This window comes from Chromobacterium vaccinii, assembly GCF_001855275.1.
Lineage (GTDB): Bacteria > Pseudomonadota > Gammaproteobacteria > Burkholderiales > Chromobacteriaceae > Chromobacterium > Chromobacterium vaccinii.
This window is the reverse complement of record NZ_CP017707.1, coordinates 2,923,327-2,948,901: the sequence shown is the minus strand read 5'-3', so window position 1 is coordinate 2,948,901 and position 25,575 is coordinate 2,923,327. Positions and strand designations below refer to the sequence as shown.

27 protein-coding genes are annotated in these 25,575 nt (G+C 66.6%); 11 read left to right on the top strand and 16 right to left on the bottom strand.

Annotation, left to right across the window (positions count from 1 at the left end; translation table 11 throughout):
• Window positions 1-28: 28 nt before the first annotated feature.
• Window positions 29-904: an HD-GYP domain-containing protein gene (locus BKX93_RS13640; RefSeq protein WP_070980223.1), complete on the bottom strand. Its 876-nt coding sequence runs from the start codon at window positions 902-904 to the stop codon at window positions 29-31.
• 236 nt (window positions 905-1,140) lie between these two features.
• Here BKX93_RS13640 and BKX93_RS13635 point away from each other — a divergent pair, with 236 nt between their 5' ends.
• The 3 genes from BKX93_RS13635 (at window position 1,141) to BKX93_RS13625 (ending at window position 5,175) form a co-directional block, all read left to right on the top strand.
• Window positions 1,141-2,487 carry an SGNH/GDSL hydrolase family protein gene (locus BKX93_RS13635; protein WP_244887181.1) on the top strand — a complete coding sequence of 449 codons (1,347 nt, stop codon included), beginning with the start codon at window positions 1,141-1,143 and terminating at the stop codon, window positions 2,485-2,487.
• A gap of 108 nt (window positions 2,488-2,595) precedes the next feature.
• Entirely contained in the window at window positions 2,596-3,609 is a 1,014-nt protein-coding gene (locus tag BKX93_RS13630; protein ID WP_046158011.1) for a class I SAM-dependent rRNA methyltransferase, read from the top strand.
• Between the two features lie 231 nt (window positions 3,610-3,840).
• On the top strand, window positions 3,841-5,175 hold the full coding sequence (locus BKX93_RS13625; protein ID WP_244887180.1) for an SGNH/GDSL hydrolase family protein: 1,335 nt from the start codon (window positions 3,841-3,843) through the stop codon (window positions 5,173-5,175).
• A 118-nt stretch (window positions 5,176-5,293) separates the two neighbouring features.
• Here the strand turns inward: BKX93_RS13625 and BKX93_RS13620 are convergent, their stop codons facing one another.
• Together BKX93_RS13620 and BKX93_RS13615 are read right to left on the bottom strand one after the other, a co-directional pair.
• The gene (locus BKX93_RS13620; RefSeq protein ID WP_070981833.1) at window positions 5,294-6,532 is read right to left on the bottom strand and encodes an anion transporter; all 1,239 of its coding nucleotides are present in this window, start codon (window positions 6,530-6,532) and stop codon (window positions 5,294-5,296) included.
• A gap of 123 nt (window positions 6,533-6,655) precedes the next feature.
• Complete coding sequence (locus BKX93_RS13615; protein ID WP_046158012.1) at window positions 6,656-7,447, bottom strand: inositol monophosphatase family protein; 792 nt, start codon at window positions 7,445-7,447, stop codon at window positions 6,656-6,658.
• Window positions 7,448-7,541: 94 nt separating this feature from the next.
• On the opposite strand from BKX93_RS13615, the gene BKX93_RS13610 reads away from it, so the two are divergent.
• Window positions 7,542-8,267 carry a 16S rRNA (uracil(1498)-N(3))-methyltransferase gene (locus BKX93_RS13610; protein ID WP_046167722.1) on the top strand — a complete coding sequence of 242 codons (726 nt, stop codon included), beginning with the start codon at window positions 7,542-7,544 and terminating at the stop codon, window positions 8,265-8,267.
• 86 nt (window positions 8,268-8,353) lie between these two features.
• Here BKX93_RS13610 and BKX93_RS13605 read toward each other — a convergent pair whose 3' ends face one another.
• Entirely contained in the window at window positions 8,354-9,568 is a 1,215-nt protein-coding gene (locus BKX93_RS13605; protein ID WP_046158014.1) for an HD-GYP domain-containing protein, read from the bottom strand.
• A gap of 403 nt (window positions 9,569-9,971) precedes the next feature.
• Between BKX93_RS13605 and pyrB the strand changes: the two genes are divergently transcribed.
• From pyrB to BKX93_RS13590, 3 genes are all read left to right on the top strand, one after another.
• The gene (pyrB, locus tag BKX93_RS13600; RefSeq protein WP_046158015.1) at window positions 9,972-10,892 is read left to right on the top strand and encodes an aspartate carbamoyltransferase; all 921 of its coding nucleotides are present in this window, start codon (window positions 9,972-9,974) and stop codon (window positions 10,890-10,892) included.
• Window positions 10,893-10,916: 24 nt separating this feature from the next.
• Window positions 10,917-11,375 carry an aspartate carbamoyltransferase regulatory subunit gene (gene pyrI, locus BKX93_RS13595; protein ID WP_021477474.1) on the top strand — a complete coding sequence of 153 codons (459 nt, stop codon included), beginning with the start codon at window positions 10,917-10,919 and terminating at the stop codon, window positions 11,373-11,375.
• A 172-nt stretch (window positions 11,376-11,547) separates the two neighbouring features.
• The gene (locus tag BKX93_RS13590; RefSeq protein ID WP_186009423.1) at window positions 11,548-12,855 is read left to right on the top strand and encodes a chloride channel protein; all 1,308 of its coding nucleotides are present in this window, start codon (window positions 11,548-11,550) and stop codon (window positions 12,853-12,855) included.
• On the opposite strand, the gene BKX93_RS13585 is transcribed toward BKX93_RS13590, so the two are convergent.
• The 8 genes from BKX93_RS13585 to BKX93_RS13550 all read right to left on the bottom strand — a co-directional run bounded on the left by BKX93_RS13585 (window position 12,812) and on the right by BKX93_RS13550 (window position 18,711).
• On the bottom strand, window positions 12,812-13,339 hold the full coding sequence (locus BKX93_RS13585) for a GNAT family N-acetyltransferase (protein WP_046158017.1): 528 nt from the start codon (window positions 13,337-13,339) through the stop codon (window positions 12,812-12,814). The two genes, BKX93_RS13590 and BKX93_RS13585, sit on opposite strands and share 44 nt — an antisense overlap.
• A gap of 66 nt (window positions 13,340-13,405) precedes the next feature.
• Window positions 13,406-14,293 (bottom strand): NYN domain-containing protein, encoded by an 888-nt coding sequence (locus BKX93_RS13580; protein ID WP_046158018.1) that lies wholly within the window; start codon window positions 14,291-14,293, stop codon window positions 13,406-13,408.
• A 53-nt stretch (window positions 14,294-14,346) separates the two neighbouring features.
• Complete coding sequence (locus BKX93_RS13575) at window positions 14,347-15,165, bottom strand: substrate-binding periplasmic protein (RefSeq protein ID WP_046167745.1); 819 nt, start codon at window positions 15,163-15,165, stop codon at window positions 14,347-14,349.
• 198 nt (window positions 15,166-15,363) lie between these two features.
• On the bottom strand, window positions 15,364-15,906 hold the full coding sequence (locus BKX93_RS13570) for a DUF2059 domain-containing protein (RefSeq protein ID WP_070980219.1): 543 nt from the start codon (window positions 15,904-15,906) through the stop codon (window positions 15,364-15,366).
• Between the two features lie 78 nt (window positions 15,907-15,984).
• Window positions 15,985-16,926, bottom strand: coding sequence for a substrate-binding domain-containing protein (locus tag BKX93_RS13565; RefSeq protein ID WP_070980217.1), 942 nt, complete (start codon window positions 16,924-16,926; stop codon window positions 15,985-15,987).
• A 39-nt stretch (window positions 16,927-16,965) separates the two neighbouring features.
• A complete protein-coding gene (locus BKX93_RS13560) occupies window positions 16,966-17,532 on the bottom strand; it encodes an alpha/beta hydrolase (RefSeq protein ID WP_070980215.1) in 567 nt (188 codons plus the stop codon).
• Between the two features lie 107 nt (window positions 17,533-17,639).
• Window positions 17,640-18,137, bottom strand: a complete 498-nt coding sequence (locus BKX93_RS13555; protein ID WP_046158022.1) for a YgjP-like metallopeptidase domain-containing protein — start codon at window positions 18,135-18,137, stop codon at window positions 17,640-17,642.
• Window positions 18,138-18,180: 43 nt separating this feature from the next.
• Entirely contained in the window at window positions 18,181-18,711 is a 531-nt protein-coding gene (locus BKX93_RS13550) for a GNAT family N-acetyltransferase (RefSeq protein WP_070980213.1), read from the bottom strand.
• Window positions 18,712-18,862: 151 nt separating this feature from the next.
• On the opposite strand from BKX93_RS13550, the gene BKX93_RS13545 reads away from it, so the two are divergent.
• The gene (locus tag BKX93_RS13545; RefSeq protein ID WP_046158024.1) at window positions 18,863-19,099 is read left to right on the top strand and encodes a hypothetical protein; all 237 of its coding nucleotides are present in this window, start codon (window positions 18,863-18,865) and stop codon (window positions 19,097-19,099) included.
• On the opposite strand, the gene BKX93_RS13540 is transcribed toward BKX93_RS13545, so the two are convergent.
• Together BKX93_RS13540 and BKX93_RS13535 are read right to left on the bottom strand one after the other, a co-directional pair.
• Entirely contained in the window at window positions 19,063-19,599 is a 537-nt protein-coding gene (locus BKX93_RS13540) for a YaeQ family protein (RefSeq protein ID WP_021475672.1), read from the bottom strand. The two genes, BKX93_RS13545 and BKX93_RS13540, sit on opposite strands and share 37 nt — an antisense overlap.
• A 74-nt stretch (window positions 19,600-19,673) precedes the next feature.
• A complete protein-coding gene (locus BKX93_RS13535) occupies window positions 19,674-20,345 on the bottom strand; it encodes an MliC family protein (protein ID WP_083340550.1) in 672 nt (223 codons plus the stop codon).
• 234 nt (window positions 20,346-20,579) lie between these two features.
• Here BKX93_RS13535 and BKX93_RS13530 point away from each other — a divergent pair, with 234 nt between their 5' ends.
• A complete protein-coding gene (locus BKX93_RS13530; RefSeq protein WP_046158026.1) occupies window positions 20,580-22,001 on the top strand; it encodes a DEAD/DEAH box helicase in 1,422 nt (473 codons plus the stop codon).
• 134 nt (window positions 22,002-22,135) lie between these two features.
• The gene (locus tag BKX93_RS13525) at window positions 22,136-22,927 is read left to right on the top strand and encodes a substrate-binding periplasmic protein (RefSeq protein ID WP_052717525.1); all 792 of its coding nucleotides are present in this window, start codon (window positions 22,136-22,138) and stop codon (window positions 22,925-22,927) included.
• Here BKX93_RS13525 and BKX93_RS13520 read toward each other — a convergent pair.
• Window positions 22,915-23,484, bottom strand: coding sequence for a TetR/AcrR family transcriptional regulator (locus tag BKX93_RS13520; protein ID WP_070980209.1), 570 nt, complete (start codon window positions 23,482-23,484; stop codon window positions 22,915-22,917). The two genes, BKX93_RS13525 and BKX93_RS13520, sit on opposite strands and share 13 nt — an antisense overlap.
• Before the next feature lie 114 nt (window positions 23,485-23,598).
• Between BKX93_RS13520 and BKX93_RS13515 the strand changes: the two genes are divergently transcribed.
• Window positions 23,599-24,489 carry a sensor domain-containing diguanylate cyclase gene (locus BKX93_RS13515; protein ID WP_046158028.1) on the top strand — a complete coding sequence of 297 codons (891 nt, stop codon included), beginning with the start codon at window positions 23,599-23,601 and terminating at the stop codon, window positions 24,487-24,489.
• Between the two features lie 25 nt (window positions 24,490-24,514).
• Here the strand turns inward: BKX93_RS13515 and BKX93_RS13510 are convergent, their stop codons facing one another.
• Window positions 24,515-25,498, bottom strand: a complete 984-nt coding sequence (locus BKX93_RS13510; protein WP_046167727.1) for an FUSC family protein — start codon at window positions 25,496-25,498, stop codon at window positions 24,515-24,517.
• Between the last annotated feature and the right edge of the window lie 77 nt (window positions 25,499-25,575).

Genomic DNA, 25,575 nt, shown 5'->3' with positions numbered 1-25,575 from the left:
GGCAAGCGCAATGACCTGATCGGCTGTCTCAGCCGAACAGCAGGTCCAGCAGCCCGGGCTTGCCGCGCGCGCGCAGGCGGCCGCTGTTGGCCAGCAGCCGGTCTATCAGCGCGTTGTCGGCGCGCGGCCGGCGGGCGCGCACCGGGTCATTCGCGCCGGTGGGCGTGAGCGCCAGCGCGCCGTCCCGGCGGCTGAGGCGGTAGCCGCCGGCGCAGGCCGGGCAGAACAATTCATCGCCGTCGTCCGCCGCCGCCGGCACCGCGATGATGGGGCCACAGGCCGCGCAGCGCTGCATTGGCACGCCGGGTTCGCTGTGGCCCAGAACGTGGTCCAGCCGGCCGGCCTCGCCCAGTTGGACGAAGCGCGCTCCCAGTTCGGCGTCGAACTGGCGGCCCAGATTGTCGCGCAGGATGGACAGCGCCTGCGTCACCGGCATGCCCTGGCGGTAGGGCCGGGTGCTGGTCATCGCGTCGAAGGCGTCGGCGATGCCGACGATGCGGGCGACCAGCGGGATGGCCTTGCCGGACAGCCGGTCGGGGTAGCCGTTGCCGTCCGGGGTTTCATGGTGGCGCAGCACCGCGTCGATCACCAGCTCGGCCAATGGGTGGTCTTTCAGCAGTTCCGCGCCGACTTGTGGGTGGGTCTTGATCACCTCGTATTCCTCGTCGCTGAGTTTGCCGGGCTTGTTAAGCACCGCGTCCGGCACGCCCACCTTACCCAGATCGTGCAGAAATCCACCCAGCGCGATCCTTTCCACCTCGGCCTGGGGCAGCTGCAAGTCGGAAGCCAGAAGATGGCTGTAGCGCGACACGCGCCAAAGGTGGCCGCCGGTGTAGGCGTCGCGCGCCTCCACCAGCATGGCCATCGTATACAGGGTTTTCAGTAGTTCGCGGCTGGCTTGCATGGCTTCCTCGCGGCATGAGTGGCGACCACTTCACTATGGCATACGCGCAGGCGGGAAACCGCCGGCTCGCATATCATGCTGCGCTGGCGATACCGCCACATCATTCGAGCGTTTGATCTAAATTTGTCGTAACTTAATGATTCAAATCATGCAATTTTCATCTTTCCTCCGTAGTGTGTAATGACGCGCCGCTGGACCGGCGCGATCCACACACGAAAATCCAAGGAGGAGTGCGAATGAAGTCATGGTTGCTGCTGGGACTGACCCTTTCCTCGCTGGCCTGGGCCGGCAATGACGACGGCGCGCCGGATCCGCGCTATGCCCACGTGCTGTCGTCGTCCGGCCCGCTGAGCCGCGCCGAGCTGCTGAAGCGCGGCCTGCCCAAGCAGCAAGCCGCCGCGCGCGTTTCCGCGATGTCGGTGCCGGGGCCCGCCACCTATACCTATGTGCGCTGTTTCTACCGCACCGGCAGCGCCAACACCCAGCCGGGCACCGATTACGAGTGGGCGCTCGACCCGTCCAGCGGCGACTACTACCGCCTGAACGGCAACTGGTGGTCCAGCAGCATCTTCGACTGGAAGAATATGTTCTACAGCGATGTGACGCAGGACGCGCTGCGCGCCGTCTGCCAGCAGACGCTGGCCAAGAAGGGCAGGCCGTCGCAGCCGGCGATGGTGTTCGCCGCAGACAACGCGATGTCGTTCAATTACACGGTGTGGACCAACGACAAGGCCGGGCAGGGCAGCGGCATCAACAAGATCATCGCCTTCGGCGACAGCCTGTCCGACAACCAGAACGTCTACAACGCCTCGCAATGGACGCTGCCCAACCGCAACAGCTGGTATATCGGCCACTTCAGCAACGGCCCGGTGTGGGTGGAATACCTGGCCGGCCGTTTGAAGCTGCCGATGTACAACTGGGCGATCGGCGGCGCCGGCGTGTCGACGCAAAAGCTGGTGATCCCAGGCGTGGTGCAGCAGGTGCAGTCCTGGCAGGACTACATGAAGCAGGCGCCCAACTACAACCCGGCCACCACGCTGTTCACGATGTGGATAGGCGGCAACGATCTGGTCAACTACGGCAGCACGCCGGACAAGGTGATCGCAGGCCAGCAGCAGGCGCTGACCAATCTGATCAAGGCCGGCGGCCGCAACATCCTGCTGCTGAAGCTGCCTGACGTGTCGCGCGCGCCGGTGTTCCAGTACAAGGACGGCGCGGCCACCGTGGCGGCGCAGGTGAAGGACCTGAACCAGAAGCTGGACGCCTTGGCCGCCTCGCTGCGCCAGCAGTACGGCGTCAACATCCGGGTGTTCGACAGCTACGCGATGTTCAACGATGTGTTGACCAATCCGGGCAAGTACCAGGTCAGCAACACCACCCAGTCCTGCCTGAACATCAACGCCGACTCGGCGCTGAACTACATGCAGACCCAGTCGCCGCGCGCCAATTGCGCCAATGCCGACAGCTTCGTGTTCTGGGACACGCTGCACCCGACCACCCATACCCATTTGCTGCTGGGCAACGCGGTGGCCGACTTCCTCGGCTCGTCCGGCGCGATGCCGATGCTGAGCAAGGCGCGCTGACGCGCGGACGGACGGCGTTTGGCGCGCCGTCCGCCAGGGCTTACAATTCGGTTTTGATCCGGCCGCGGGGTTTCCCGCGGCCCGGCCGAACTGTAATCGAAAGCCCCCATGTCCACCCTGACCGAACTCCTCCGCCGCGCCGACGCGGCGCGCGCCGCGCTGATCGAGCGCCTGGCCGCCGAAGACACCAACTGTTACCGCCTGTTCCACGGCAGCGTGGAGGGCGTGCCCGGCCTCGCCATCGACCGTTACGGCGAGCAGATCCTGGCGCAGACCTTCCATAAGCCGCTAACCGACGCAGAGCTGGAGGAAATCCGCGCGCATTATCGCGAAGCGCTGCCGGAGCTGGCGCTGGTGTACAACGACCGCAGCGACGCCAACTCGCGCGTGAGCAACGCGCTGTCGCTGGCCGAGCAGGCGGTGGCCCAGCAAGACGTGGCCATCCGCGAAAACGGCGTCGCCTTCCATTACCAGGCGCGCCACAAGGGCCAGGACCCCTGGTTGTTCCTCGACTTGCGCGCCGCGCGCCGCCGCGTGATGCAGCTGGCCGAGGGCAAGAGCGTGCTCAACCTGTTCGCCTACACCTGCGGCGTGGGCGTGGCGGCGGCCAAGGCCGGCGCCAGCTTTGTGCTGAATGTGGATTTCGCCGAATCCAGCCTCAGCGTCGGCCGCGCCAACGCCAAGCTGAACCTGCTGGCCTCCCGGCCGCGCTGTCTGCACAGCGATGTCTTCGCCGCAGTGCGCCAGCTGTCCGGCATCGGCCAGCCGGACCGCGTGCGCGGCAAGAGGATGCCTCCCTTCCCCAAACTGGAGCCGCGCCAGTTCGATCTGGTGTTCCTGGACCCGCCGCGCTACTCCAAGAGCCCGTTTGGCGTGGTGGACCTGGTCAACGATTATCAGGCGCTGTTCAAGCCCGCTTTGCTGGCCACCGCGCCGGGCGGGATGCTGGTTTGTTGCAATAATGTTGCAGAAGTGGACGGCGACGCCTGGCTGGAAAGTTTGAAGCGCAGCGCCGCCAAGGCCGGCCGCGAAGTGCGCGCCGCCGAGTGGATCGTCCCCGACGAAGACTTCCCCAGCATTGACGGCAAACCCCCGCTGAAGATCGTTTTGCTTAGCGTTTGAGACGCATTATCAAGAAAAAAAGCCGCGACCCAGTCGCGGCTTTTTGCATAGTTTGAGACAAGACAACTAAGCGTGAAGTCAGTTTAATTGTTTAAAATTAACACTTTATTTTAAATGTAAACGGCTGATATTCTGTTTGACAGGAAGCCCCGGCCGGCGCGGAGCCTTAGACGCGACCGGATGAAAACGACGGGCATTCCACACATAACAAACAAGGTATCGGGTGAATACATGAAACAAACCATCGTTCTGTCCTTGCTGGCGGGCATGCTGGCCTGCGCTCAGGCGCAGGCCCAGTCCGAACAGCCTCCCAGCGACGAACTGGACGGCGTGATCTCCGCCGGCAAGCCCTTGTCCGGCAGCGAGGCCCGCGCCGCCTCGGGCCAGGCCAAGCCGCAGCCCGGCAGCGCCACCTACACTTATCTGCGCTGCTATTACCGCAAGAGTCCTGCGGCCAACCAGCCGCAGACCGACTACGTGTGGGCCACCGATCCATCCAGCGGCGACTACTATCGCGTCAACGGCTACTGGTGGTCGGGCAGCTTCGTCGCGCTGAAGAACATGTTCTACAGCGACACCAGCCAGGACACGCTGCGCTCGGTGTGCCAGCAGACGCTGGCCAAGCAGGGCGTCAACCGTCCGCTGGCGCTGTTCGCCGCCGCCAACAACGTGATGTCGTACAACCACACCATCTGGACGCTGGACAGCGCCAGCCAGGGCAATGCGATCAACCGCATGGTGGTGTTCGGCGACAGCCTGTCCGACACCCAGAACATGTACGGCGCCTCGCAATGGCGGCTGCCGGTGGCCAGCAGCTGGTATGTCGGCCGCTTCAGCAACGGCCGGGTCTGGGTCGAGCATCTGGCCGACCAATTGAAGCTGCCGTTCTACAACTGGGCGATAGGCGGTTCCGCCGCCGATAGCCACCTGGTGGTGCCGGGCCTGTTGCAGCAGGTGGATTCCTGGACCCAGTACATGCAGAAGGCGCCGGGCTACCGTCCGGAAAACACGCTGTTCACCATGCTGATCGGCGGCAACGACCTGCTCAATTACGGCCGCGCCGTCGATCAGGTGATCGCCGACCAGGGCAAGGCGCTGGACAAGATCATCGCCGCCGGCGGCCGCAACATCGTGGTGCTGACGCTGCCCGACCTGTCGCGCACGCCGTCCGGCTCGGCCGGCGGCAAGGCGGCGCAGCTGGCGCAGCAAGTGAAGGACTACAACGCCAAGCTGGCGACGCTGGTGGCCAATCTGAAGCAGAAGCACGGCGCGGCGCTCAATCTCAGCCTGTTCGACGCCTACGCCATGTTCAACGACCTGCTGACGAATCCGGCCAAGTACCAGGTGAGCAACACCACCCAGCCCTGCCTGAACGTGGCGGCCAACGCCAGCCTGCCCTACATCTCGTCGCAGACGCCGCGGCCGGAGTGCGCCAACGCCGACGCCTACGTGTTCTGGGACAATCTGCACCCGACCACGCACACCCACGTGCTGCTGGGCCAGATGGTGGCCGACTTCCTGCGCCAGCAGAACCTGAACCTGTCGGCGCAGGCGCGCAGACGCTGATCCGCCGGAGTTGAGGCTATCCGCCAACCGCATGCCTTGCCGGCATGCGGTTTTTTGTCGCCGTCGTTTCGAGGATGAGGGCGGGTTCCCGCCGCATTCGAATGCCGCGCGGCCGGATTCAGAAGCCGAGCTGGAACCGCAGCGCCAGGTACGCGCCGGAGACGGCCAGGGTCGCCAGGGTGATCGGCACGCCGACGCGGGCGTGGCGTTTCCAGTCGATGGCGACGCCGCGCCTGGCGGCGGCATCGACGACGATGATGTTGGCGATGCTGCCCACAATCAGCAGATTGCCCGACAGCGTGCTGACCAGCGCCAACAGCAGGCCGCTCGTCTCGTGATGGGCGACGGGCAACAGCAGCATCACCGCCGGGACGTTGGAGACAATATTGGACAGCAGGAAGGTGGCGGCGAACAAGGGGCCGGGCTGCTCCAGCCGCACGCCGAGCGCGGCGAGGCCGGCGACGGCATCCGCGGGGATCCCGGTGCGCTGCAGCGCATGGTTGACGACGAACAGGCTCATGAACAGAACCAGAAGCTCCCAGTCGACCAGCCCCAGCATCTTGCGGGAATGCAGCTGGCGGCTCATCAGCAAGATGCCCGCGCCGATGAGCGCCATGTGTTCCCTGGGCCACGGCGCCGCCAGGAACGCCGCCAGCAGCGCCGCGGCGATGACGAGGCCTTTCGCAGTTTGCCAGCCATCGAAAGGCGTGTCTTCGCGCCGCGGCTCGGCGGCGGGCTCGGCGGGGCTGGCATCCAGCCAGCGGCCGCCGGTCTGCCTGACGATCAACGCCCAGCATGCCAGCAGTCCGAATCCCACCGGGATGACGGCGGCCAGAAAATAGCCGCCGAAGTCCAGGCGCAGCGTCTGGCCGATCAGCATGTTTTGGGGATTGCCGATCAGCGTCGCGGCCGAGCCGATGTTGGACGCGCAGGCCAGCGCCAGCAGGAACGGGACTGGGTCCAGCCGGCGCTGCCTGCAGACGTCGATCAATACCGGGGCGACGGCCAGGCAGACGATGTCGTTGCTGAACACCGCCGACAACGCCGCGCTGACGACGGTCAGCGCCGCCAAGAGTCCGGCGGGGCCGAGCGACAGGGTCGCCAATTTGCGGGTCACCCAGTCGTAGAAGCCGCCGAGGCGCATCTGCGCCGATAACACCATGAAGGCGAACAGTAGGATCAGCGTGGGCAGATGCATGGCGGCCACCGCTTGCTCGAGGCTCAGCGCGTTGACGCCGATCAGCGCGATCGCGCCGAGCAGCGCGACGCCGGTGCGGTCAAGCTGCAGGAACGGCAGTCCGCCGAGAATCATGCCGAGATAGACGATGAGAAAGATGGCGAGGATGGTCGTGGTCATGTCGTAAGCGCCGGCGCGCATCGGCCTGCGCGGAGGCGGGCCGAGCTTGGGAGTGGGAGAGGCGGCTGTTTCATGGCGGCCGGGAGGCGGTTGCGCGCGCGCGGCATGTCCATGGCGAGGAGGCTACTGGTTGGCGCGCACCCAGCGGTGCCATTGCGAGAACAGTTCCGGCGTGATCGCGCCGATCACCGAGCGTTTCCACACCACGTCGGTCCAGTAGTCGTCGGTGTTGAGGCTGGCCAGGCGGGCGCCGGCCTCCTCGGCGATGACGGCGCCGGCGGCGTAGTCCCACAACCGCTGGCCGCCGTGCAGGTAGAGGTCGTAGCGGCCGGCGGCCAGGAAGCACCAATCCAGCGTGCTGGAGCCCATATTGCGCTGGCTCCCGCACGGCGCCACGCTGCCGATGCGGGCCGCCAGCTTGCCGGAGCGCAGGTATTTGACCTCGACGCTGGCGATGGCGTCGCCCATGCAGTTATTGATGGTTTTCAGCGGCAGCCGGTGGCCGTTCAGCCAGGCGCCCTGGCCGCGGCGGGCGTAGAACATCTCGTCCGACACCGGGTTGTAGATCACGCCCAGCTCGCTTTTGCCGTCCACCATCAGGCCGACCGAGATCGCGAAATAAGGCAGGCCGTTGACGAAGTTGGTGGTGCCGTCTATCGGGTCCACCACCCACAGACCGTCGCGGTTGGCCGCCCACAGCGCGTCCTGCTCATCGCGCTCCATTTCCTCGCCCAGCACCGGATGGGGCAGGATGGCGGGCAGACGCCGCTGCAGTTCTTCCTGGCAGGCGAGATCGGCCTCGGTGAACAGGGTGCCGTCGTCCTTGCGGCTCTTGCCGACGCGCAGAAAGCGCGGCATCACCTCGCGGGCGGCCACGTCGCGTACCAGCTGCATCACCTGTTCTAGCACCTGCATCCTTTTCTCCCTGCGTGGTTTCCGCGCGAAAGCGGTTTGCCGAATGGAGCAAACCTAGCAAAATACCGGTATCAACAGCGACTTTCAATATCCGATGCCAAGGTTTTATCTCGATGCCGATCTCGCGGTCGGCCAGCACCTGTCCCTGCCCGATGCTGTGGTGCGTCATATCCAAGTATTGCGGCTGAATGCCGGCGACGCCATCACGCTGTTCAACGGCCGCGGCGGCGAGCACCAGGCCGCGCTCTGTGCGGTGATGAAGCGCGACGCGCAATGCGTGGTCGAGCGCTTCGACGACGTTTCACGTGAAACCCCGCTGTGGCTGGGCCTGGCCCAGGGCATTTCCGGCGGCGACAAGATGGAGTTCACGCTGCAGAAGGGCGTGGAGATGGGGGTGTCGGTGTTCCAGCCCATCGCCGCCGGCCGCTCGGTGGTCAAGCTCAGCGGCGAGCGCGCCGACAAGCGCGTCGCGCGCTGGCAGGAGATCGTGATCTCCGCCTGCGAGCAGAGCGGCCGCAACACGGTGCCGCAAGTGCTGCCCATCCTGACGCTGAACGAGTGGCTGGCGCAGCGCCAGGAGGCCGATATCCGGCTGATCCTGTCGCCGCGCGGCGACAAGAGCCTGGCCCAACTGGCCGACAGGCCGGCGCGCAGTTGGCTGATGGCGGGGCCGGAGGGAGGTTTTTCCGCGCAGGAGGAAGACGCGGCGCTGGCGGCCGGCTGGACGCCGCTGAAGCTGGGGCCGCGCATCCTGCGCACCGAGACCGCGGCGCTGGCGGCGGTGGCGGCGATGCAGGCGGTGTGGGGGGATTACCAGTAGGGTGCGTCACCCCAAAGGGGCGACGCACCGACCAAGTCGCCGTGAGTGGGTGACCGGTGCTTGATTGTAAACGCGGTGCGTCCTTGCTACAGAAAGCGCAGCGGGTCGATGTGCCATTTCTCCGGAGACTCGTGCTTGACGATGCGGTCGCCGCCGCCGAAGCCCATCTTGCGCGACAGATCGACGATTTCCGGCGCGATATGGGTATTGCTCTTGGTGCTGAAAAACACCTTCACCTTGGGCGAGACCAGATTGTTGTCGTTCTGCTCGATCACCACGCCCAGCCGGCCGCTCTCCAGCCGCACCAGCGTGCCGATCGGATAGATGCCTATCACCCGCATGAAGGCCTGCACCAGTTCCGGGTTGAAGTGGAATTTCGACCATTCGTAGATCTTGCGCAGCGCGTCGGTCGGCGACATGCCCTGGTGGTAACAGCGTTCGGAGGTGAGGGCGTCGTAGACATCGACGATGGCGGCCATCTGTCCCAGCTGCGAAATCTGCTCTCCCTTCAGCCCGGCGGGGTAGCCGCTGCCGTCGTGGCGCTCGTGGTGCTGGCCGGCCACCAGCACCGCGGTTTCCGAGATGCCGCGGGTGGCGTGCAGAATCTTCTGGCTTTCCACCACGTGGCACTTCATCACCTGGAATTCCTGCTCGGTCAGCTTGCCCGGCTTGTTCAGGATTTCGTTGGGCACCCTCATCTTGCCGATGTCGTGCAGCATGCCGCCGATGCCGGCGTGGTGTATCACTTCCTTGCTCATGCCCAGGCCGTTGCAGAAGCTGACCATCAGCGCGCCGACGCTGACCGAATGCTGGAACGTGTAGTTGTCCTTGTCCTTGATCCGGCACAGCGACAGCAGCGCGCCGCCGTTGCGCAGAATCGACTCGGTCAGTCTTTCCACTTGCGGCTCCACCTGCTCCAGCTCCACCTGCTTGCCCAGCCGGACGTCCTGCAGGATGTCGCGGACGATCTGGTTGGCTTCGTCGTGGATGACCCGGGCGCGGCCGAACTCCTCGGCCGCCTCCACGCGGCGGACCACCGTGCTCTCGCGGGAGGCGATTTCGCGCAGCTCGCTTTCCAGCTGCTTGCGCACTTCGCCTTCGCTGCGGGCGGAGGGCAGGTCCAGGCCCTTGCGAGTGTCGATGTAGACTTCGTGAATGCCGGCGTCGGCGATTTTCTGGATCTCGCTGTCGTCCTTCACTTTGAAGCGGTTGATCAGAAAAGGGTGGGACATCCAGTCGCAGTTCAGGTCGTGGATGTACATGCCGACTTTTAGCTCGCTGACATCAATGCACTTGATCATGGCGCTTGGCGGCCTGCTGCCGCGGAGTGGAATTCAGCAAATCGTCGCGGTGCGACGGATCGGGCCGCCGCCCTGGCGGACAAGGCGTCTTTTTTCAGCATCAGCCGGAGCGGGCGGATTTGCAAGAATCCGGCCGCCGAAGGCGATTGCCGCCGCCTCATTCCGGGGGCGAGGACTTGCCGAAGGCGGCGATCATGGGATATATTCCCGCAGTTTTGTTCGGAACGGATGTAATGAGACAAGCAGCATGGCAGCGAAGCGGCATCAGCGACACCCTTGCGGGCGGCGCGGCGGCGTTGCTGCGAGGCGCGGCCGTTCCCGACATTCCCGCATCCACGAGAAAAAGCCCCTGACGACAGGGGCTTTTTTTTCGCCCGCAACCGCCAACACGAGGAAAGCGACCATGGCCAATCCACTGTACCGGAAACACATCATCTCCATACCCGACTTCAGCCGCGAGGAACTGGAACTGGTGGTGGACACCGCCGCTCGCCTCAAGCAAACCCCGCGCGGCGACCTGTTGCAGGACAAGCTGGTGGCCAGCTGCTTCTTCGAACCGTCTACCCGCACCCGCTTGTCGTTCGAGACAGCGGTGCAGCGTCTGGGCGGCAATATCATCGGCTTCGCCGACGGCGGCAACACCAGCGCCAAGAAGGGCGAGACGCTGGCCGATTCGATCAAGATCATCAGCTCCTACACCGACGCGGTGGTGATGCGCCATCCGAAAGAGGGCGCGGCGCGGCTGGCCAGCGAGTTCTCGGCGGTGCCGGTGATCAATGGCGGCGATGGTTCCAACCAACATCCGACCCAGACCCTGCTCGACCTGTTCTCGATCCGCGAGACCCAGGGCCGGCTGGACGGCCTGACCGTCGCCTTCGCCGGCGACCTGAAGTACGGCCGCACCGTGCACTCGCTGGCGCAGGCGTTGTCGCTGTTCGGCGCGCGCTTCTACTTCGTGTCGCCGGAAGTGCTGGCGATGCCGGACTACATTTGCGAGGAGCTGGACGAGAAGGGCATTTCTTACACGGTGGCGGCCAGCCTGGAGGAAGTGATTCCCGAGGTGGACGTGCTGTACATGACCCGGGTGCAGCGCGAGCGTTTCGACGAGGCCGAGTTCCGGAAGATCCAGGGCCAGTACGCGCTGCGCGCCGACATGCTGAAGAACGCCCGCCCGGGCATGAAAGTGCTGCATCCGCTGCCGCGCGTCGACGAGATCGCGGTGGACGTGGACGCCACCCCGCACGCCTACTACTTCGAGCAGGCGAAGAACGGCGTTTACGCGCGCCAGGCGCTGCTGTCGCTGGTGTTGAACGAAACCGTGTAATCAGGCAAGCAAAGGACAAAGACCATGCAATACACCCGCACCGTGGAAGCGCTGAAGCAAGGCACCGTGATCGACCACATCCCGGCCGGCGAAGGCGTCAAGATCCTGCGCCTGTTCAAGCTGACCGAAACCGGCGAGCGCGTCACCGTCGGCCTCAACCTGGTCAGCCGCCACATGGGTAGCAAGGACCTGATCAAGGTGGAGAATGTAGCCTTGACCGAGGAACAGGCCAATGAACTTGCTCTATTCGCACCTAAAGCGACAGTAAACGTCATCGACAACTTCGAAGTTGTAAAAAAGCATAAATTGACCCTGCCTGACGCGGTGGAAGGCATTTTCTCTTGCCCTAATTCCAACTGCATTTCGCATAATGAGCCGGTTAAGAGCGTCTTCTACGTAAAAACACTGGGGCATGACACAAAAATGAAGTGCAAGTATTGCGAAAAGGTGTTCAGTAGGGATATTGTTGCAGAAGTGCGCTAAGTCGTACAAAGGATGAGATAGAGAAATATCAAGAAAACACTGCATTCGACAGTGGTTGTAAAAATAGGGAAAGCGCCGCGGGAGACCGCGGCGCTTTTCATTTTTTGCGACTCGCAACCGGCTGATGCGGGAGAGCGGGTCTCCGGACGCGGTCGCGGGAGGCGGCCAAACGATGAAGCCATGGTGGTGGCGTCATGCTTTTGTCCTGAACTTGCCGTTGGCGGCCGCTTGCGGCGCGCTAGGGGCCTTGCTGGTGCTGGGTTTTCAATTCGCATTGCATGCAATCGAGGAGGGGCTGAGCGGCCATCGCGGCAGCCTGGTCGAGATCGCGCGGCAATTGGCGCCCTGGCAGCGCGCGCTGGCGCCGGCGCTGGGCGGCCTGTTGGCCGGACTGGTGCTGGAGCAGGGAAGGCATCTGCTGCGCGGCGCCGCCGAGGGCGATTACCTGGAGGCGGTGCGGGTCGGCGACGGCCGCCTCAGCCTGCGCCGCACCCTGGTCAACAGCCTCTCTTCCCTGTGCACGGTAGCCAGCGGCGGCTCCATCGGCCGCGAGGGCGCGATGGTGGCGCTGGCCGCGCTGGGCGGTTCGCTGCTGGCCCGGCTGGCGTCGCTGGGCTTGCTGCGCCGCCGCCTGCTGGTGGCCTGCGGCATCGCCGCCGGCTGGGCCGCCGCTTATCATGCGCCGCTGGCGGCGGTAGTCTTCGTCTGCGAGGTGGTGTGGCGGCGGCTGGACTGGCGCGCGCTGCCGGCGCTGCTGCTGGCCGCCCTGACCGCCAGCCTCACCGTGGATAGGCTGTTCAGCCTTTCCCCGCTATACCAGCCCGCTCCTCTGGCCGCTCCCGATCATCTGGCCCTGGCCGGCTACTGCCTGCTGGCCTTGCTGCTGGGCGCCGCTTCCCCGCTGTTCATGGGCGCGATGGAGCTGGGCCGCCGCGCGCTGGGCAGGCTGAAACTGCGCCTGCCATGGCGGATGGCCCTGGGCGGGGCGGTGGTGGGCGGCCTGGCCTGGTTCTGGCCGCAGATGTGGGGCAATGGCTACAGCACGGTGTCGTGGCTGCTGGTCAGCGATCCCGGCTGGCGGCTGGTGCTGACGCTGCTGGTGTGCAAATTGGCCGCCACCGCGGCCACCAGCGGCTCCGGCGCGGTGGGCGGGATTTTCACGCCGATGTTGTTCGCCGGCGCGGCCGGCGGCGCGCTGGCCGGCCATTTGCTGAATATCCTGCTGCCGGGCTGGTTGCCGGCGGGCGGCGCGGCGCTGGTGGGAATGGCCGCTTTTCTGGCGGCCACCGCGCGCGCGCCGGTGCTGGCGGCGCTGATGCTGATGGAGCTGACCGGCGCCTATGCGATGCTGCCGCCGGTGGCGCTGGCCGCATGGCTGGCGGCCAGGATAAGCCGCCGGGTGGGCGGCCGCGCGCTGTATCAGGACGAGGCGGAGATCAGGCGTCCGGCGCCGGGCCGCTGCTGCTGGTTTCGTCGATGAAGCGCTGCAGGTAGACCAGATCCAGCCAGCGGCCGAACTTGAAGCCGACTTGCGGCAAGCGGCCCACCTGGACGAAGCCCAGTTTTTCGTGGAAGCGGATCGACCCCTCGTTGTCGGCGTCGACAGCGCCCAGAATGGTGTGCTTGCCCAGCGCCTGGGCATAGGGGAGCAAGGCCTGCACCAGCGCGGTGCCTATGCCCTGGCCGCGGGCGTCGGCGGTCAGGTGCACGCTGTGTTCGACGGTGAAGCGGTAGCCGGGGCGGGCGCGGAAATCGCCGAAGCTGGAAAAGCCCAGCGCGCGGCCGTCTTCGTCTTCCGCCAGCAGCACCGGGTAGCCGGCGGCGGCGCGGTCCTGGAACCAGACGGCGAACTCACCCGGCGTCAGCGGATCGTCGTTGTAGACGGCGGTGGTGGTGGCGATCACTTCGTTGTAGATGTCGAGTATCGCGGCCAGGTCTTCAAGAGTGGCTTCACGAATCTGCATGTTCTGTCCTTGCTTGAGGTCGTTCGGGGCCTTGAGCCAAGGCCTGAGCAATTAACGTGCCAATATTCAACCCGTGGGAGCGATTTTCTTGCGCGGGCTGCGCTTCTTGCGCGGCGGCGCGGCGCTTTCCTCGGGCGGGGTCGGCGTCTCGACGGGCGCCGTCGGCTCGATGACGGCGGGCTCGCCATCGTGGCGCAGCCGGATCTCGCTGTGCAGCTTGGAGCCGTTCCGGCTCTCCTGCACCGTCAGGAAATCCAGTTTCTTCACCATCTGCGACAGGCGGCCATGGCCCCAGTTGCGCGGGTCGAACGAGGGGTCGTTTTTGGCGAGGTAGGAGCCGACGGCGGACAGTTCGGCCCAGCCGCTGTCGCGCGCCACGGCTTCGATCGCCGAGGTGAACATGTCTTGCAGCGGGTGTTTTTCCCTGTGCGGCGCGGCCTTGGCGCGCGAGCGGCTGTTGCGGGCCTTGGGCTTGTCCGCCGCCGTCGCCGTCTCTGGTTTCGGCTTGGCCGGCGGCGCCGGGCGCAGAATCTCGGTGAACACGAATTTGTCGCAGGCGGCGATGAAAGGGCGCGGCGTCTTCGACTGTTCGCCCAGGCCGATCACGGTCAGGCCGCCTTCGCGCAGCCGGGTGGCCAGGCGGGTGAAGTCGCTGTCGGAGGACACCAGGCAGAAACCGTCGAAATTGCCGGTGTAGAGCAGGTCCATCGCGTCGATGATCAGCGCCGAGTCGGTGGAGTTCTTGCCCTTGGTGTAGGCGAACTGCTGTATCGGCGAGATCGCGTACTGGTGCAGCACTTCCTTCCAGCCCTTGAGCTGGGTGGTGGTCCAGTCGCCGTAGGCGCGCTTGACGACGGCGGTTCCGTACTTGGCCACCTCGGCCAGCAGTTCGGCGATCAGCGAGGACTGGGCGTTGTCGGCGTCTATCAGCACCGCCAGTTTGCGGTTTTCCATTGAGTCTTTCGGGTAGGGCGACAGCACATGCTATGCCGGGGCTTTCCCGGCTGTCAAAAACTGGCCGACGCCGCTTGGCCGCGCGCGGCGTCCAGCGCGCGTCCGACGATGCGGTCGACGGTGCCGTCCCGCTTCATGCCGGCCAATGCCTGGTTCAGTTCGCGGATGAAGTCCTGCTTGTACGGGAAGCGGCCGTCGTCGCGGTCGGTGAAGCCGACATAACCCTGCTCCTCCGATACCGTCGCCGCCTCGGCCAGCTGGCCGTCGCGGTACAGGCCCTGGCGCTGCAGTTTCGCCAGTTCCATGTCTATCGCCAGCTTGTCGTTCTGGTAGCAATCCAGGTGGCCGCGGATCAGCTTCAGCAGGTTGGTGCGGACGTCCGGCGCTTCCTCCATCGAAATCCGTCCCAGGTCCACCAGCGCCCAGAAGGCGTTGCCGCCGAGCCGGAAGCCGGCGTTGTTGCCGAAACGCAGGCCAAGATAGTCGTTTGGCCAGGCCGGGCGCGGCTGCGCCATCACCGGGAGCCGGCAATAGACCACGACTTTTTCGCGCAGCATGGGCAGCGAATAGGGGCGCATGAAGGGGCGTTCGCCGGGCCGGAAGTAGGGCGGGGACAGCGCCAGCGCGCGGCCGGCCTCCAGTTCCGCCAGCCCGCGTTTCCATGGCACCGGATGCAGTTCTATCCGGTAGCCGCGCAGGCGGCTGGAGGCGGCGCGCAGGATGTCGTTGTAGATGCCCCGCGCCTGGCCTGCCGCTTCGTACGAGTAAGGCGGGTAGCCGTTGTCGGTCAGGATGGTCACGGTCTGCGGCGCCGCCGCGCAACTGACGGACCACAGCATCGGCAACAGTCGGCGGGCGATGGACTGGCGCATCGCGGTCATGCTCCGAGAGAGGAATACCATCGTTATAGCGCGTGGCCGGTGGCGTGGCTTTTGCGTTGGCGAAGGAGACGGCGGAGGCGGCGCGGGCGACCCTGGGGGGCGGAACGCGCGATGAGTCTGGCGGGATGAACAAGACCAAGCCGGCGCTGCGCGGGAGCGCGCGCGCCGGCTTGGTCTGAGGCGGACGGATTACTTCTTGGCGACGGTCTTGCCGTAGGCTTCGGCGGAGGCCTGCATCTTGGGCAGCAACGCCTTTTCGGCCGACTTCAGCGTTTCGCCGGCGATGCCGTTGATGATTTGCGGCTGCTGCTTCAGCATCTTCTGGCCGGCCGGCGTTTTGTAGAAGGCGTTGATCTGTTTCAGATCGTCGGCGGTGAACTGGGCGCTGAAGTTCTTCACCACGGTCTGTTCGAACTGGGTCTTGACCGCGGCGGAGCCGAAGTAGTCGGCGGCCAGTTTCTGGATGCCGTCGCCGTAGCCCTTCAGGCCGGCTTGCGCTTTCTTCTGCTGGGCTTCGGTCAGCTTGATCTTGTTCTTGACGAAGTACTCCTGCAACAGCGGCAGCGCGCTGGCGGAGGTGCGCTGCGCCAGTTCCGGCAGCATATTGTCTAGATTCAGGGTGGCGGCCAGTTCCTTGGCTCCGGCTTCCTGGGCGGCGTCGGCGTGAGCCAGCAGCGGCATGGTCAGCAGCAGGGCGGCGATGCCGGCCTTGATCGAGCGGGAAGCAAACATGGCAAATCCTTTGATCGGGTAATGGATGTCGAGCCGGCAGTGTGACACCGGCCGGTGCCCAGGTCAAAGCCCATGCGGTCAGGGCTGGGCACCGGCCGGCATCGCCGCCTGCCAGCCCTGGTAGCGGGAGAGGTTGTCGCGGGTGACCAGCCCCACCGGCACGGTCACCTGGCGGGTGGTGGCACCGCCGCCGCGCAGCCTGGCGCCCAGCTTCACCGCTTCGCGGCCTATCAGGTATGGAGACTGGCTGGCGGAGGCGACGATCTGGCCCGACAGCTTCAGCGCGCGTTCGATGTCGGGCGAGCCGTCCACCGAGCCGATCAGCGCCTGCTTGCGGCCGGCCGCGCGCAAGGCTTTCTCGGCGCCCAGCGCCTGGCGGTCGTTGATGGCGAACACCGCGGCCAGATCGGGCCAGCGCAGCAGCGCCTGCTGCATCGCGCGCTGGCCGCCCAGGCTGGAGCCCTGGGCGTTGACGCCGTCGTCGACCGCGCGGATGCGGGGGAAGGCGGCCAGCGCGGCGTGGCAGCCGGCGGCGCGGTCGCTGACCGAGGTGATGGGCGGTCCGCCCTGGACCACCAGCGTGCCGCGGCCGTTCAGGCGCTGCGCCAGGTAGCGGCAGACGATCTCGCCGGCCTGGCGGTTGTCCGACTTCACGGTACCGTCGACGTCGGGCGCGTCGACATCCACCGCCACCACGGTGATGCCTGCGGCGCGCGCCTGGCGCACCAGCGGCGCCACCGCGCGGCTGTCCACCGCGCCCAGCAAGATCAGGTCCACTTTCTGCGCGATCAGCCGGCGCAGCTGTTCCTGTTGCTGCTCCAGCGTGAAATTGGCCGACTGCGAGGTGATGCGCACCGCCGGGTTGAGCCGGTGGGCGGCCTGCACCGCGCCGCGCGCCAGCGCCTGGTAGAAGGGGTTGTCCAGCGCGCCGACCGAAATGCCGATCCGGGACAGATTCGCGGCGGCGGCGGGAACGGAGCTGGCGAGCAGGGCGAGGCTGAATAGCGGAATGCGGGGCATGGCGGGTTGGGCATGGAGTCGGACTGGTATCAGTCTAGCTCATCCGGTCGCGGTTGCGACTGTCCTGGACTCGAGATGGCGCTGCGCGCGCCAGGCCAGCTGGCGCAGCAGCGGCCAGCCTTCTTCCCACTGCTGGTGCCCGGAGTCGACATTGATGTGGCCGGCATGCTGCAGCCAGGTGATCGGCGCCTGCCAGTAGCCGGCCAGCCGCGCGGCGCGGGCGGTCTTGCAGAACGGGTCGTTGCTGCTGGCGACGATCTTGGCCGGGAACGGCAGCGCTTGGCGCGGCACCGGGGCGAAATTCATCAGCTCGGCGGGCACGAAGGCGCGCTCGACGTCGGCCGGCGCCACCAGCAGCGCGCCGGCGATGCGCTCCGGGCGCTGGCGCGCGTAGTGGGCGACCGCGATGCAGCCCAGGCTGTGGGCGATCACCAGCGCCGCGTCCAGGCCGTCCAGCCAGTCGTCCAGCAGGGGATGGGTCCAGTCGGCGTTGTCGACGCGCCGGGCGCCTAATCGGCGCTGCCAGTGGCTTTGCCAGTGGCGCGGCCCGGAATTGTTCCAGCCGGGCTGGATGATCAGGTCGAACGGCTGCAGGGTGGCGAACATGGCGGACTCGCGGGAGACGATGGTCTGACTGTAGCGCGGCCGGAATAGCTTGAAAAATAATAATGAATTGTTTTGTTATTCTTTTGCGCCATAAATGGCGCGGCTGCTCAATCCAGCCGCTGCTCGCGCCAGTTCAGCCACAGCCGCAGGTCGAACTCCAGCTGGTGGTAGTCGGGCTGCATGTGGCAGCACAGCTGGTAGAAGGCCTTGTCGTGATCGCGCACTTTCAGGTGGGCGAGCTCGTGCACGACGATCATCTGCAGGAAGGGCAGCGGCAGCTCGCGGAACAGCGACGCGATGCGGATCTCGCTCTTGCTCTTCAGCCGGCCTCCCTGCACTCGGGAGATGGTGGTATTGGTGCCCAGCGTGCCCTTGAGCGGATGCTGCTGGTTGTCGTACAGCACCTTGGCCGGCAGCGGCGCGTTTTTCAGGTGGCGCTGCTTCAGCGCGGAGACGAACTGGTACAGCGCCTTATCGGTCTGCACGTCGTGGTCGTCCGGGTACTTGCTGCGCAGCAAGGCGCCGAGCTCGCCGGAATCGAACAGCGCCTGCGCCTGTTGCACCAGGGCGGACGGGTAGTGCGGCAGGTATTTGAGAGTGGGCATGGGGATATTGTAAGGCCGCGGCGGCGATGCGTGTTGCCGCCGCTCAAGCCTTGCCGGCGATCAGGCGCGCGGGATCGGCCCAGCTGTAGCGCAGCGCGGCGGCGCGGGTGCCGGCCGGGGTGTCCACCTCGCGGCGCTCCATCACTTCGCCGCCCAGCTTGCCGTAGACGGCGCAGGCGTCGGCATTGCGCTCGTACACCCATAGATAGAGCGGCCGGCCGGGCGCGATCCGCGAGGCCTCGGCCGCGGCGGCGGCCATTAGCGCGCGTCCGATGCCGCGCCCTTGCTGGCCGGGCAGCACGTGCAGATTGTCCAGGTAGACGCCCAGCTCGGGGGCTTCCTCTGGCAGCAGGCAGACGAAGCCGACCGGCTCGCCATTCCAGCAGGCCAGCCGCACCCAGGGCGGAGAGGCCGCGTCGAAGCGGCTGCGCCACAAGGCCAGCCTTTCGTCAGCGGCGCGCTGGTCCAGATAATCGTCCGGCAGGATGCCGCGGTAGCTCGCGCGCCAGCTGGCGGTGTGCAGAGCGGCGATGGCGGGCGCGTCGTCGGCATGGGCCGGGCGGAGGGCGAGCATCGGGCTGTTCCTTGGCGGGTTTCACGTGGAACAGCATATCGCAGGATGGAGATTTAGGTTTTGTTTATGCGGAGGCGGGCGATTTTTGCCGGAAATTGAGCCGTGGCCGCCTAGCATGGACGGGTGATTCCGCCGCATGGAGAAACGTTGGATGGCCATACCCGTCAGAACCGCGCTGCGCCGCAGCTGCCGCGAGGCATCCGGCGTGGCGATCCTCAGCCGCCTGCCCGCGAGAAAAGACGGCGAACAGACGCTGCGCCAGCGCCGGCTGCTGGCGGGCATGAGAGCCGGCCGCCATTGCCAGCCTGCCCGTTCCAATCTGCTGCGGCGCCTGGGCGCTTGGCTGGCGCGTCACTTCAGCCGCATCGGCTCCAGCAGGATGGTCTGATCGCCGCAGCTGAGCCACAGCTGGCCGTCCTGGATGGTGGCGGTCAGCTGCATGCTGCGCGTGGCGAGCGCGGCCAGCGACTGCAGCGCGTCGAAGTCGATGCGGAACACTTCCAGCTTGTCCAGGCGAGCGAGCTTGCCCTCGTTCTGCCCCCACCACACTTCGCTGGCGCGGCCGCCGTAGCTGTACAGCACCACGCGCTCGGAGCGGGAGCAGGCTTTCTTCAGCCGCTTCTCGTCCGGTTCGCCCAGGTCCACCCACAGCTCGATCTCGTCGGCGTAATTCTTCTGCCACAGCTCCGGCTCGTCGTCGGCGCACAGGCCGCGCGTGAAGGCCAGCGTCTCGCTGGCGTTGAGCGCGAAGGCGGCGATGCGCAGCATCATCCGTTCCAGGGTTTCCGACGGATGCTGGGCCAGCGTCAGCGGGTGGGTGGCGTAATAGCCGCGGTCCATGTCGGACAGCGTCAGGGTGGCTTTGTATATGGTGGCGGTCAGGGCCATGGGGATCTTCGCTGAATCGGGTTCGCCCGGCGCGACATTGCGGCAGGGCGTCCGATTCTAACCGCCGGCCGGCGTCAAGGCGAGGGCTGGCTGGTGCATTCCAGAGATTCGCCGCGCCAGTTGACGCTGGCGTCGCGGCCCTTGATCCAGAACTCTACGCCCTGGCCCTGATAACGCGAGCCGCTGCCGCTGAGCCCCTGGTGGACGATCACCAGCGCGTTGCCGCGCTCCAGCTTGGCGGTGGCGGGGTGGGTGCGGTAGAACGTGGCGAGGATGGTGGCGCCGGGCTGGCCGCGGCACAGGTAGCGCAACGGCGTCAGCGATTGGGCCAGGTTCCAGGTGGCTTGCAGCTGGGTGATGCGCAGGATGTAGGTGTCCCCCAGGCACATGTGGGGATCTTCGTCCTTCATGCAGTCCCTCAGGCTTTTCACCCAGCGCTTCTGTTCTGCGATCAGCTTGGCCTGCGCGCCGCTGCGGCTTTGCTCGGCTTGGCTCAGGGCCTGGGCGTAAACTTTCTCCAGCCGGTTGTCGAGCCGGGTCAGGCCATCGTCCTGGCACACCATGCTTTCCACCATATTGGCGGGTTGGTCGCAGTGGAAGTCGGTGGCCACCGGCGGCAAGACGGCGGCTGGCGGCGCCGGCGGGACGCCTTCTCCGCCGGCATGGCCATGGCCGCCCTTGGCGGCCATGGCCAGTGTGGGCAGCAGCAAAAACAAGCCTATCAGCCGAGATGGGGCTACGGGCATAATCTATCCTTGAATACGACGTATTATAGCGAGCCGGTTTGCCGTACGCTGCGGCGTCATCGGCTTCCTGCAGCCATTCGCGGCGGCGAGTTCCCAATGCCGGCGATTGGCTGTACACTGCGACGCTTCGCGCGAGTACCAGTCCCGCGCGCCTTTCTCATCCGAGTTCAACTTCTTTTTCCCGTCAGCCTGGATTGGTCGCAGTTCTGCGATAGGCCGTCGCAGGAGCATATTATGTCCGATCTTACCTTCGCCGACCTAGGCCTGGCCGACCCTTTGCTGCGCGCTGTCGCCGATACCGGTTATACCACGCCCACTCCGATTCAGGCTCAGGCCATCCCGCAGGTGCTGCAAGGCGGCGACCTGTTGGCCGCAGCCCAAACCGGCACCGGCAAGACCGCGGGCTTCACGCTGCCGCTGCTGCAGCTCTTGATGCGCTCGCCCAGCCATCATGCCGGCCGTCCGCGCGCGCTGGTGCTGACCCCCACCCGCGAGCTGGCCGCCCAGGTGGAAGAGTCGGTGCGCACTTACAGCAAATACCTGCCGTTGAAGTCGCTGGTGATGTTCGGCGGCGTCAACATCAATCCGCAGATCAAGGCGCTGCGCGCGCCGGTGGACATCCTGGTGGCGACGCCGGGCCGCCTGCTGGACCACGTCGGCCAGAAAACCGTCGACCTGTCCGGCGTCGAGATCCTGGTATTGGACGAAGCCGACCGCATGCTGGACATGGGCTTCATCCACGACATCAAGAAGGTGCTGGCCAAGCTGCCGGCCAAGCGTCAGAACCTGCTGTTCTCGGCCACCTTCTCCGATGAGATCAAGACGCTGGCCGACAAGCTGCTGGACAATCCCAAGCTGGTGGAAGTGGCGCGCCGCAACACCACCAACGAGCTGGTGACCCAGAAGGTACACCTGGTTGACCGGGATAAGAAGACCGATCTGTTGATCCACCTCATCCGCGAGCAGAATTGGTTCCAGGTGCTGGTGTTCACCCGCACCAAGCACGGTGCCAACCGCCTGGCTGAGAAGCTGGACAAGATCGGCATCCCGGCCGCGGCGATCCACGGCAACAAGAGCCAGAACGCGCGCACCCGCGCCTTGGCCGATTTCAAGAGCGGCGAGCTGCAGGTGCTGGTCGCCACCGATATCGCCGCGCGCGGCCTGGACATCGACCAGCTGCCGCACGTGGTCAACTTCGAGCTGCCCAACGTATCGGAAGACTACGTGCACCGCATCGGCCGCACCGGCCGCGCAGGCACCCCGGGCGAAGCGCTGTCGCTGGTGTGCGTCGACGAGTTCAGCTTCCTGCGCGACATCGAGAAGCTGATCAAGATGTCGATCGAGCGCTTCACGGTGCCGGGCTTCGAGGCCGATCTCAACGTCAAGCCGGAGCCGATTCCGATGGGCGGCGGCGCGCGCGGCCGCGGACAAGGCCAAGGTGGACGGGGCGGCCAGGGGCAAGGCCAACACCGCGGCCAGGGGCAGGGCCAGTCGCGCAACGCGCCGGCCAAGCCGCGCCACCAGACCGAAAGCAAGCCGGCCGGCCATGGCCGCAACGGCGGTCCGCGCCAGGGTCAGGGCGCCGGCCAGGGCGGTCGCGCCGCCAAGCCGTCCGGGTCGAAGCCCGCGCTGTTCAGCCCGCCGAAAGGCCGCTAAACCGGGCTCGGTGTGAATTGCACCGAAAAGGTTCGCATTGATGCATATCGCATTGACGGTTATGCTCGCCTGGAGACTGTCCGCAGCATATAAAACAAGGACGGCTCCGGGCATTTTGCAAGATCGGGAATACGATGCGATACCACGGCTTGGCGCTGGGTATCCTGAGCTGGGCCGCGCTGCTGGCGGCTCCGGTTGAGGCTGCCCAACGCCTCAAAATCACTCTCTCCAATCAGGAATGGCCGCCGTACATGGGCCAGGAACTGCCTTACGACGGCATTCTGTCGCGGCTGGTGAAGGAAGCCTTCGCCCGCGGCGGCGTCGATGTCGCCTTCCGCTATTACCCCAACAACCGCACGCTGCAGTCGGCCCGCAACGGCCAGGTGGACGGCAGCTTCGGCTGGGCGCCGACCGCGGAGCGCAAGCGCGACCTGCTGTACACTTTGCCGGTGTTGTCGGCGCGAATGGTGTTCTATCAGCGCAAGAGCCACAAGCTGGACTGGAGCCGCTGGGCCGAGCTCAGGGGCGCCCGCGTCGGCATCACCGTCGGCAACTACTATTCCGACGATTTCGACGCCCAGGCCAAGAACGGAATCTTGGCGGTGGACAGCGCGCCGGACGACCTGGTCAACCTGCGCAAGCTGTTGGCCGGCCGCATCGATCTGTTTCCCATCGATCTGGAAGTGGGCCGTTACCTGATCGCCCATCATTTCCCGCCGGCCCAGGGCGCGCAGCTGGAGGCGCAGAACCGTTCGTTCTGGTCGGCGCCGCTGCATGTGGTGATCTGGCGCAAGCACGCGCAGGGCAAGGAACTGGTGGAGCGCTTCAACCGCGGCCTGAAGGTCTTGCAGGACAGCGGCGACTTCGACCGCTTGCTGCAGGAAACCCGCGAAGCCTGTTTGCAGCCGCGCGCCTACTCGCCCTGAGCGCGCAGCGCGGCGCGCGCCTCGTCCAGAAACCGCTGCGACAGTTCGGCGTCCGGCACCGCCCGCGCCAGCAGCAGCGCCCCCACCATCATCGCCAGGCTGGCCTCGGGCGATGGCCCCGCGCCGTCCCTGAGCCTGGCGTCTTCCAGTTGCGCCAGCAGCGGGCCGAGGCCGGCGGCGAACGCGCGGCGCACGCCGGCGTCCTGGCGCGCGATCTCGCCCGCCAGCGCCGCCGCCGCGCAGCCGGAGTCGGGGAAGTCGCGGTGGGCGGGGCTCAGGTAGTGGTCGGCCAGCGCGGCCAGGCATCCTCCGTCCGCGCTGTTTTCCAGCAGCGGCCGCCATTGTTCCGCCATCTGCTTTTGCGCTTCGCCGCAGGCGGCGGCCACCAGTTCGTCCTTGCCGGAAAAGTGGGCGTAGAAGCCGCCGTGGGTCAGACCCAGGTCGGCCATCAGGTTGGCGATGCCGACGCCGGCCAGTCCTTCGGCGCGAAAGCGCAGCGCGGCGATCGCCACGATGCGCCGGCGGGTCTGGGCCTTGTGCGAATCCGGATAGCGCATGCCGTCTCCCGGCAGTTCAGATGATTCTCATAATATAAACAAGCCGGCGCGATGCCGGAGCCGGCCGGCGCTGCTATCAATAAAGCATGACGCCAATCGACGCGGGCCGCCGCCATGCCATTCCAACTCAATCTGTTCCGCCAGATAGTCGACCACGCCCATGACGCGGTGATGGTGACAGAGGTGGCGCCGCTGCAGCCGCCGGGCCCCATCATCGTCTACGTCAATCCGGCGATGTGCCGGATGAGCGGCTACGACGCCAGCGAGCTGCTGGGGCGCTCGCCGCGCGTGCTGCAGGGGCCGCTGACCGATCCCGCCGCGCTGCTGCAGCTGAGCGCCGCGCTGCGCGACGGCAGGCAGACCACGGTGGAGCTGCTCAACTACCACCGCTCCGGCACCCCGTACTGGGCCCGCTTGCATCTGCTGCCGCTGTTCGACGAGAGCGGCGAGCTCAGCCATTTCGCGGCGCTGCAACAGGACACCACCGCGCGCCATATCCGCAGCGAGGCCCTGTACCGCATCGTGGTGTCGGACGAGGCCTCCAGCCTGTTCAACCGCCAGATGTTCTTCGACGTCGGCGCCAAATGCATGCAACTGGCCTTGCGCCAGGGCAAGCCGCTGGCCGCGGTGCTGCTGGAGGTGGACGATCTATGCCGGCTGAACAAATCCTACGGCCAGCTGGTGAGCCAGATGCTGATGCGCATCGCCGCCCAGTCCATCGCCGCCGCGATCCGGGAAAGCGACGTCGCCGGCCGCCTGTCGCCGCAGGAGTTCGGCCTGTTGCTGCCCGAGACCGGCGAGGCCGAGGCGCAGGTGGTGCTGGCGCGGATCCGCGAGCGGCTGAGCGCCGGCTTGATTGAGGCCGGCCTGCCCGACGGCGCCTACCTCGCGTTGCGGGCGGGCCTGTGCCTGGCCGGGGCGGGCGACCGGACCCCGGAGCAGGCGCTGGAGCGCGCGCGCGGGAATTTGCGGGGCGAGGATCAGCGCTCGGACGCGGGGGGCTAGCCGAGCGAGGCGGCGGAAGCCGGCTTCAGCCCTTGCCGTCCGGTGCGGCCGGAGCGCGTTGCCGCAGGAACCACGCCAGCGCGGCGAACAGCAGCGCGGCGACCAGGGTGTCCTCCACCCGTTCCAGCGCGCCGCTGGCCAGCTGGCCGGGCGGCAGCAGGGACAGCACCAGCGCGGTCAGCAGCGCGACGAAGACGCGGAAGCTGTGCCGCATCGCGATCAGCATCGCCATCTGTAGCAGCGCCAGCGCCAGCACGTGCCACAAGGGCGGCGCGTCCAGCGCGCGCAGCGACCAGTACAGCAGGCCGCTGAGCAGCGCGCCGGCCAGCGTGCCTATCGTGCGTTCGCGCGCCAGCCACAGCATCTGGTCCGGCGACGGGTCGGGAATGGCGACGGCGGCGATCGGCAGCCACCACGCGTGCGCGCCCCGCATCCAGCCGCCGGCCAGCCAGGCGAGGATGCCCCAGGGCAGCAGATGCCAGGCGTAGCGCCGCGCGTCGGCGGACGAGGCAGCCGGCAGCACGCGGAACCAGTCCCGCAGCCCCAATCGGGCCAGCGCGCCGCCGTAGCCGGCGCCGGCGAGCATCCAGGCGGCCTCCTGCCACGGCGGAATCGCCGCCGCCGGCGTCATGTTTCCCAGCAGCAGCGCGAACAGCCAGAACTGCACGCCCTTGTGCAGGCCGCGGCGCGCGCTCAGCGCCTGCAGCGCCAGGCCCGCCGCCAGCAGGGCCAGCATGACCGCAGGGTGGCCGGCGCATAGGCGGCCGGCGAGGTAGAGCCCGGGTATCGCCAGCAGCGACAGCGGCTGCAGCCGGCGCGCCAGCATCATGCACAGCGCGCTGTAGTTGGCGGCCAGCGCGAACAGGAACACGCCGGCGCCGTGGCCGGCCAGGGTCAGCGCCGCCGCCGGCGCGAACAGCAATGCGCTGAACAGCGCCGCGCGCTGGATGCGCCGCCGCTGATAGCGCATCCAGCCCAGGCTGTGCAGCGCGTATTTCGGGAAGGGCATGCCCGGGTCTTTCGTTCAGTCCGCTCCCGATGACTATGGCGTCATGCGCCGCCGCAGGCAAGCCGGGCAGGCGCGCG

Excerpts from the sequence above, each read along its gene's own strand:
- BKX93_RS13640 (WP_070980223.1), bottom strand. The coding sequence starts at position 904 with ATGCAAGCCAGCCGCGAACTACTGAAAACCCTGTATACGATGGCCATG.
- BKX93_RS13635 (WP_244887181.1), top strand. The coding sequence starts at position 1,141 with ATGAAGTCATGGTTGCTGCTGGGACTGACCCTTTCCTCGCTGGCCTGG.
- BKX93_RS13630 (WP_046158011.1), top strand. The coding sequence starts at position 2,596 with ATGTCCACCCTGACCGAACTCCTCCGCCGCGCCGACGCGGCGCGCGCC.
- BKX93_RS13625 (WP_244887180.1), top strand. The coding sequence starts at position 3,841 with ATGAAACAAACCATCGTTCTGTCCTTGCTGGCGGGCATGCTGGCCTGC.
- BKX93_RS13620 (WP_070981833.1), bottom strand. The coding sequence starts at position 6,532 with ATGACCACGACCATCCTCGCCATCTTTCTCATCGTCTATCTCGGCATG.
- BKX93_RS13615 (WP_046158012.1), bottom strand. The coding sequence starts at position 7,447 with ATGCAGGTGCTAGAACAGGTGATGCAGCTGGTACGCGACGTGGCCGCC.
- BKX93_RS13610 (WP_046167722.1), top strand. The coding sequence starts at position 7,542 with ATGCCAAGGTTTTATCTCGATGCCGATCTCGCGGTCGGCCAGCACCTG.
- BKX93_RS13605 (WP_046158014.1), bottom strand. The coding sequence starts at position 9,568 with ATGATCAAGTGCATTGATGTCAGCGAGCTAAAAGTCGGCATGTACATC.
- pyrB (WP_046158015.1), top strand. The coding sequence starts at position 9,972 with ATGGCCAATCCACTGTACCGGAAACACATCATCTCCATACCCGACTTC.
- pyrI (WP_021477474.1), top strand. The coding sequence starts at position 10,917 with ATGCAATACACCCGCACCGTGGAAGCGCTGAAGCAAGGCACCGTGATC.
- BKX93_RS13590 (WP_186009423.1), top strand. The coding sequence starts at position 11,548 with ATGAAGCCATGGTGGTGGCGTCATGCTTTTGTCCTGAACTTGCCGTTG.
- BKX93_RS13585 (WP_046158017.1), bottom strand. The coding sequence starts at position 13,339 with ATGCAGATTCGTGAAGCCACTCTTGAAGACCTGGCCGCGATACTCGAC.
- BKX93_RS13580 (WP_046158018.1), bottom strand. The coding sequence starts at position 14,293 with ATGGAAAACCGCAAACTGGCGGTGCTGATAGACGCCGACAACGCCCAG.
- BKX93_RS13575 (WP_046167745.1), bottom strand. The coding sequence starts at position 15,165 with ATGCGCCAGTCCATCGCCCGCCGACTGTTGCCGATGCTGTGGTCCGTC.
- BKX93_RS13570 (WP_070980219.1), bottom strand. The coding sequence starts at position 15,906 with ATGTTTGCTTCCCGCTCGATCAAGGCCGGCATCGCCGCCCTGCTGCTG.
- BKX93_RS13565 (WP_070980217.1), bottom strand. The coding sequence starts at position 16,926 with ATGCCCCGCATTCCGCTATTCAGCCTCGCCCTGCTCGCCAGCTCCGTT.
- BKX93_RS13560 (WP_070980215.1), bottom strand. The coding sequence starts at position 17,532 with ATGTTCGCCACCCTGCAGCCGTTCGACCTGATCATCCAGCCCGGCTGG.
- BKX93_RS13555 (WP_046158022.1), bottom strand. The coding sequence starts at position 18,137 with ATGCCCACTCTCAAATACCTGCCGCACTACCCGTCCGCCCTGGTGCAA.
- BKX93_RS13550 (WP_070980213.1), bottom strand. The coding sequence starts at position 18,711 with ATGCTCGCCCTCCGCCCGGCCCATGCCGACGACGCGCCCGCCATCGCC.
- BKX93_RS13545 (WP_046158024.1), top strand. The coding sequence starts at position 18,863 with ATGGCCATACCCGTCAGAACCGCGCTGCGCCGCAGCTGCCGCGAGGCA.
- BKX93_RS13540 (WP_021475672.1), bottom strand. The coding sequence starts at position 19,599 with ATGGCCCTGACCGCCACCATATACAAAGCCACCCTGACGCTGTCCGAC.
- BKX93_RS13535 (WP_083340550.1), bottom strand. The coding sequence starts at position 20,345 with ATGCCCGTAGCCCCATCTCGGCTGATAGGCTTGTTTTTGCTGCTGCCC.
- BKX93_RS13530 (WP_046158026.1), top strand. The coding sequence starts at position 20,580 with ATGTCCGATCTTACCTTCGCCGACCTAGGCCTGGCCGACCCTTTGCTG.
- BKX93_RS13525 (WP_052717525.1), top strand. The coding sequence starts at position 22,136 with ATGCGATACCACGGCTTGGCGCTGGGTATCCTGAGCTGGGCCGCGCTG.
- BKX93_RS13520 (WP_070980209.1), bottom strand. The coding sequence starts at position 23,484 with ATGCGCTATCCGGATTCGCACAAGGCCCAGACCCGCCGGCGCATCGTG.
- BKX93_RS13515 (WP_046158028.1), top strand. The coding sequence starts at position 23,599 with ATGCCATTCCAACTCAATCTGTTCCGCCAGATAGTCGACCACGCCCAT.
- BKX93_RS13510 (WP_046167727.1), bottom strand. The coding sequence starts at position 25,498 with ATGCCCTTCCCGAAATACGCGCTGCACAGCCTGGGCTGGATGCGCTAT.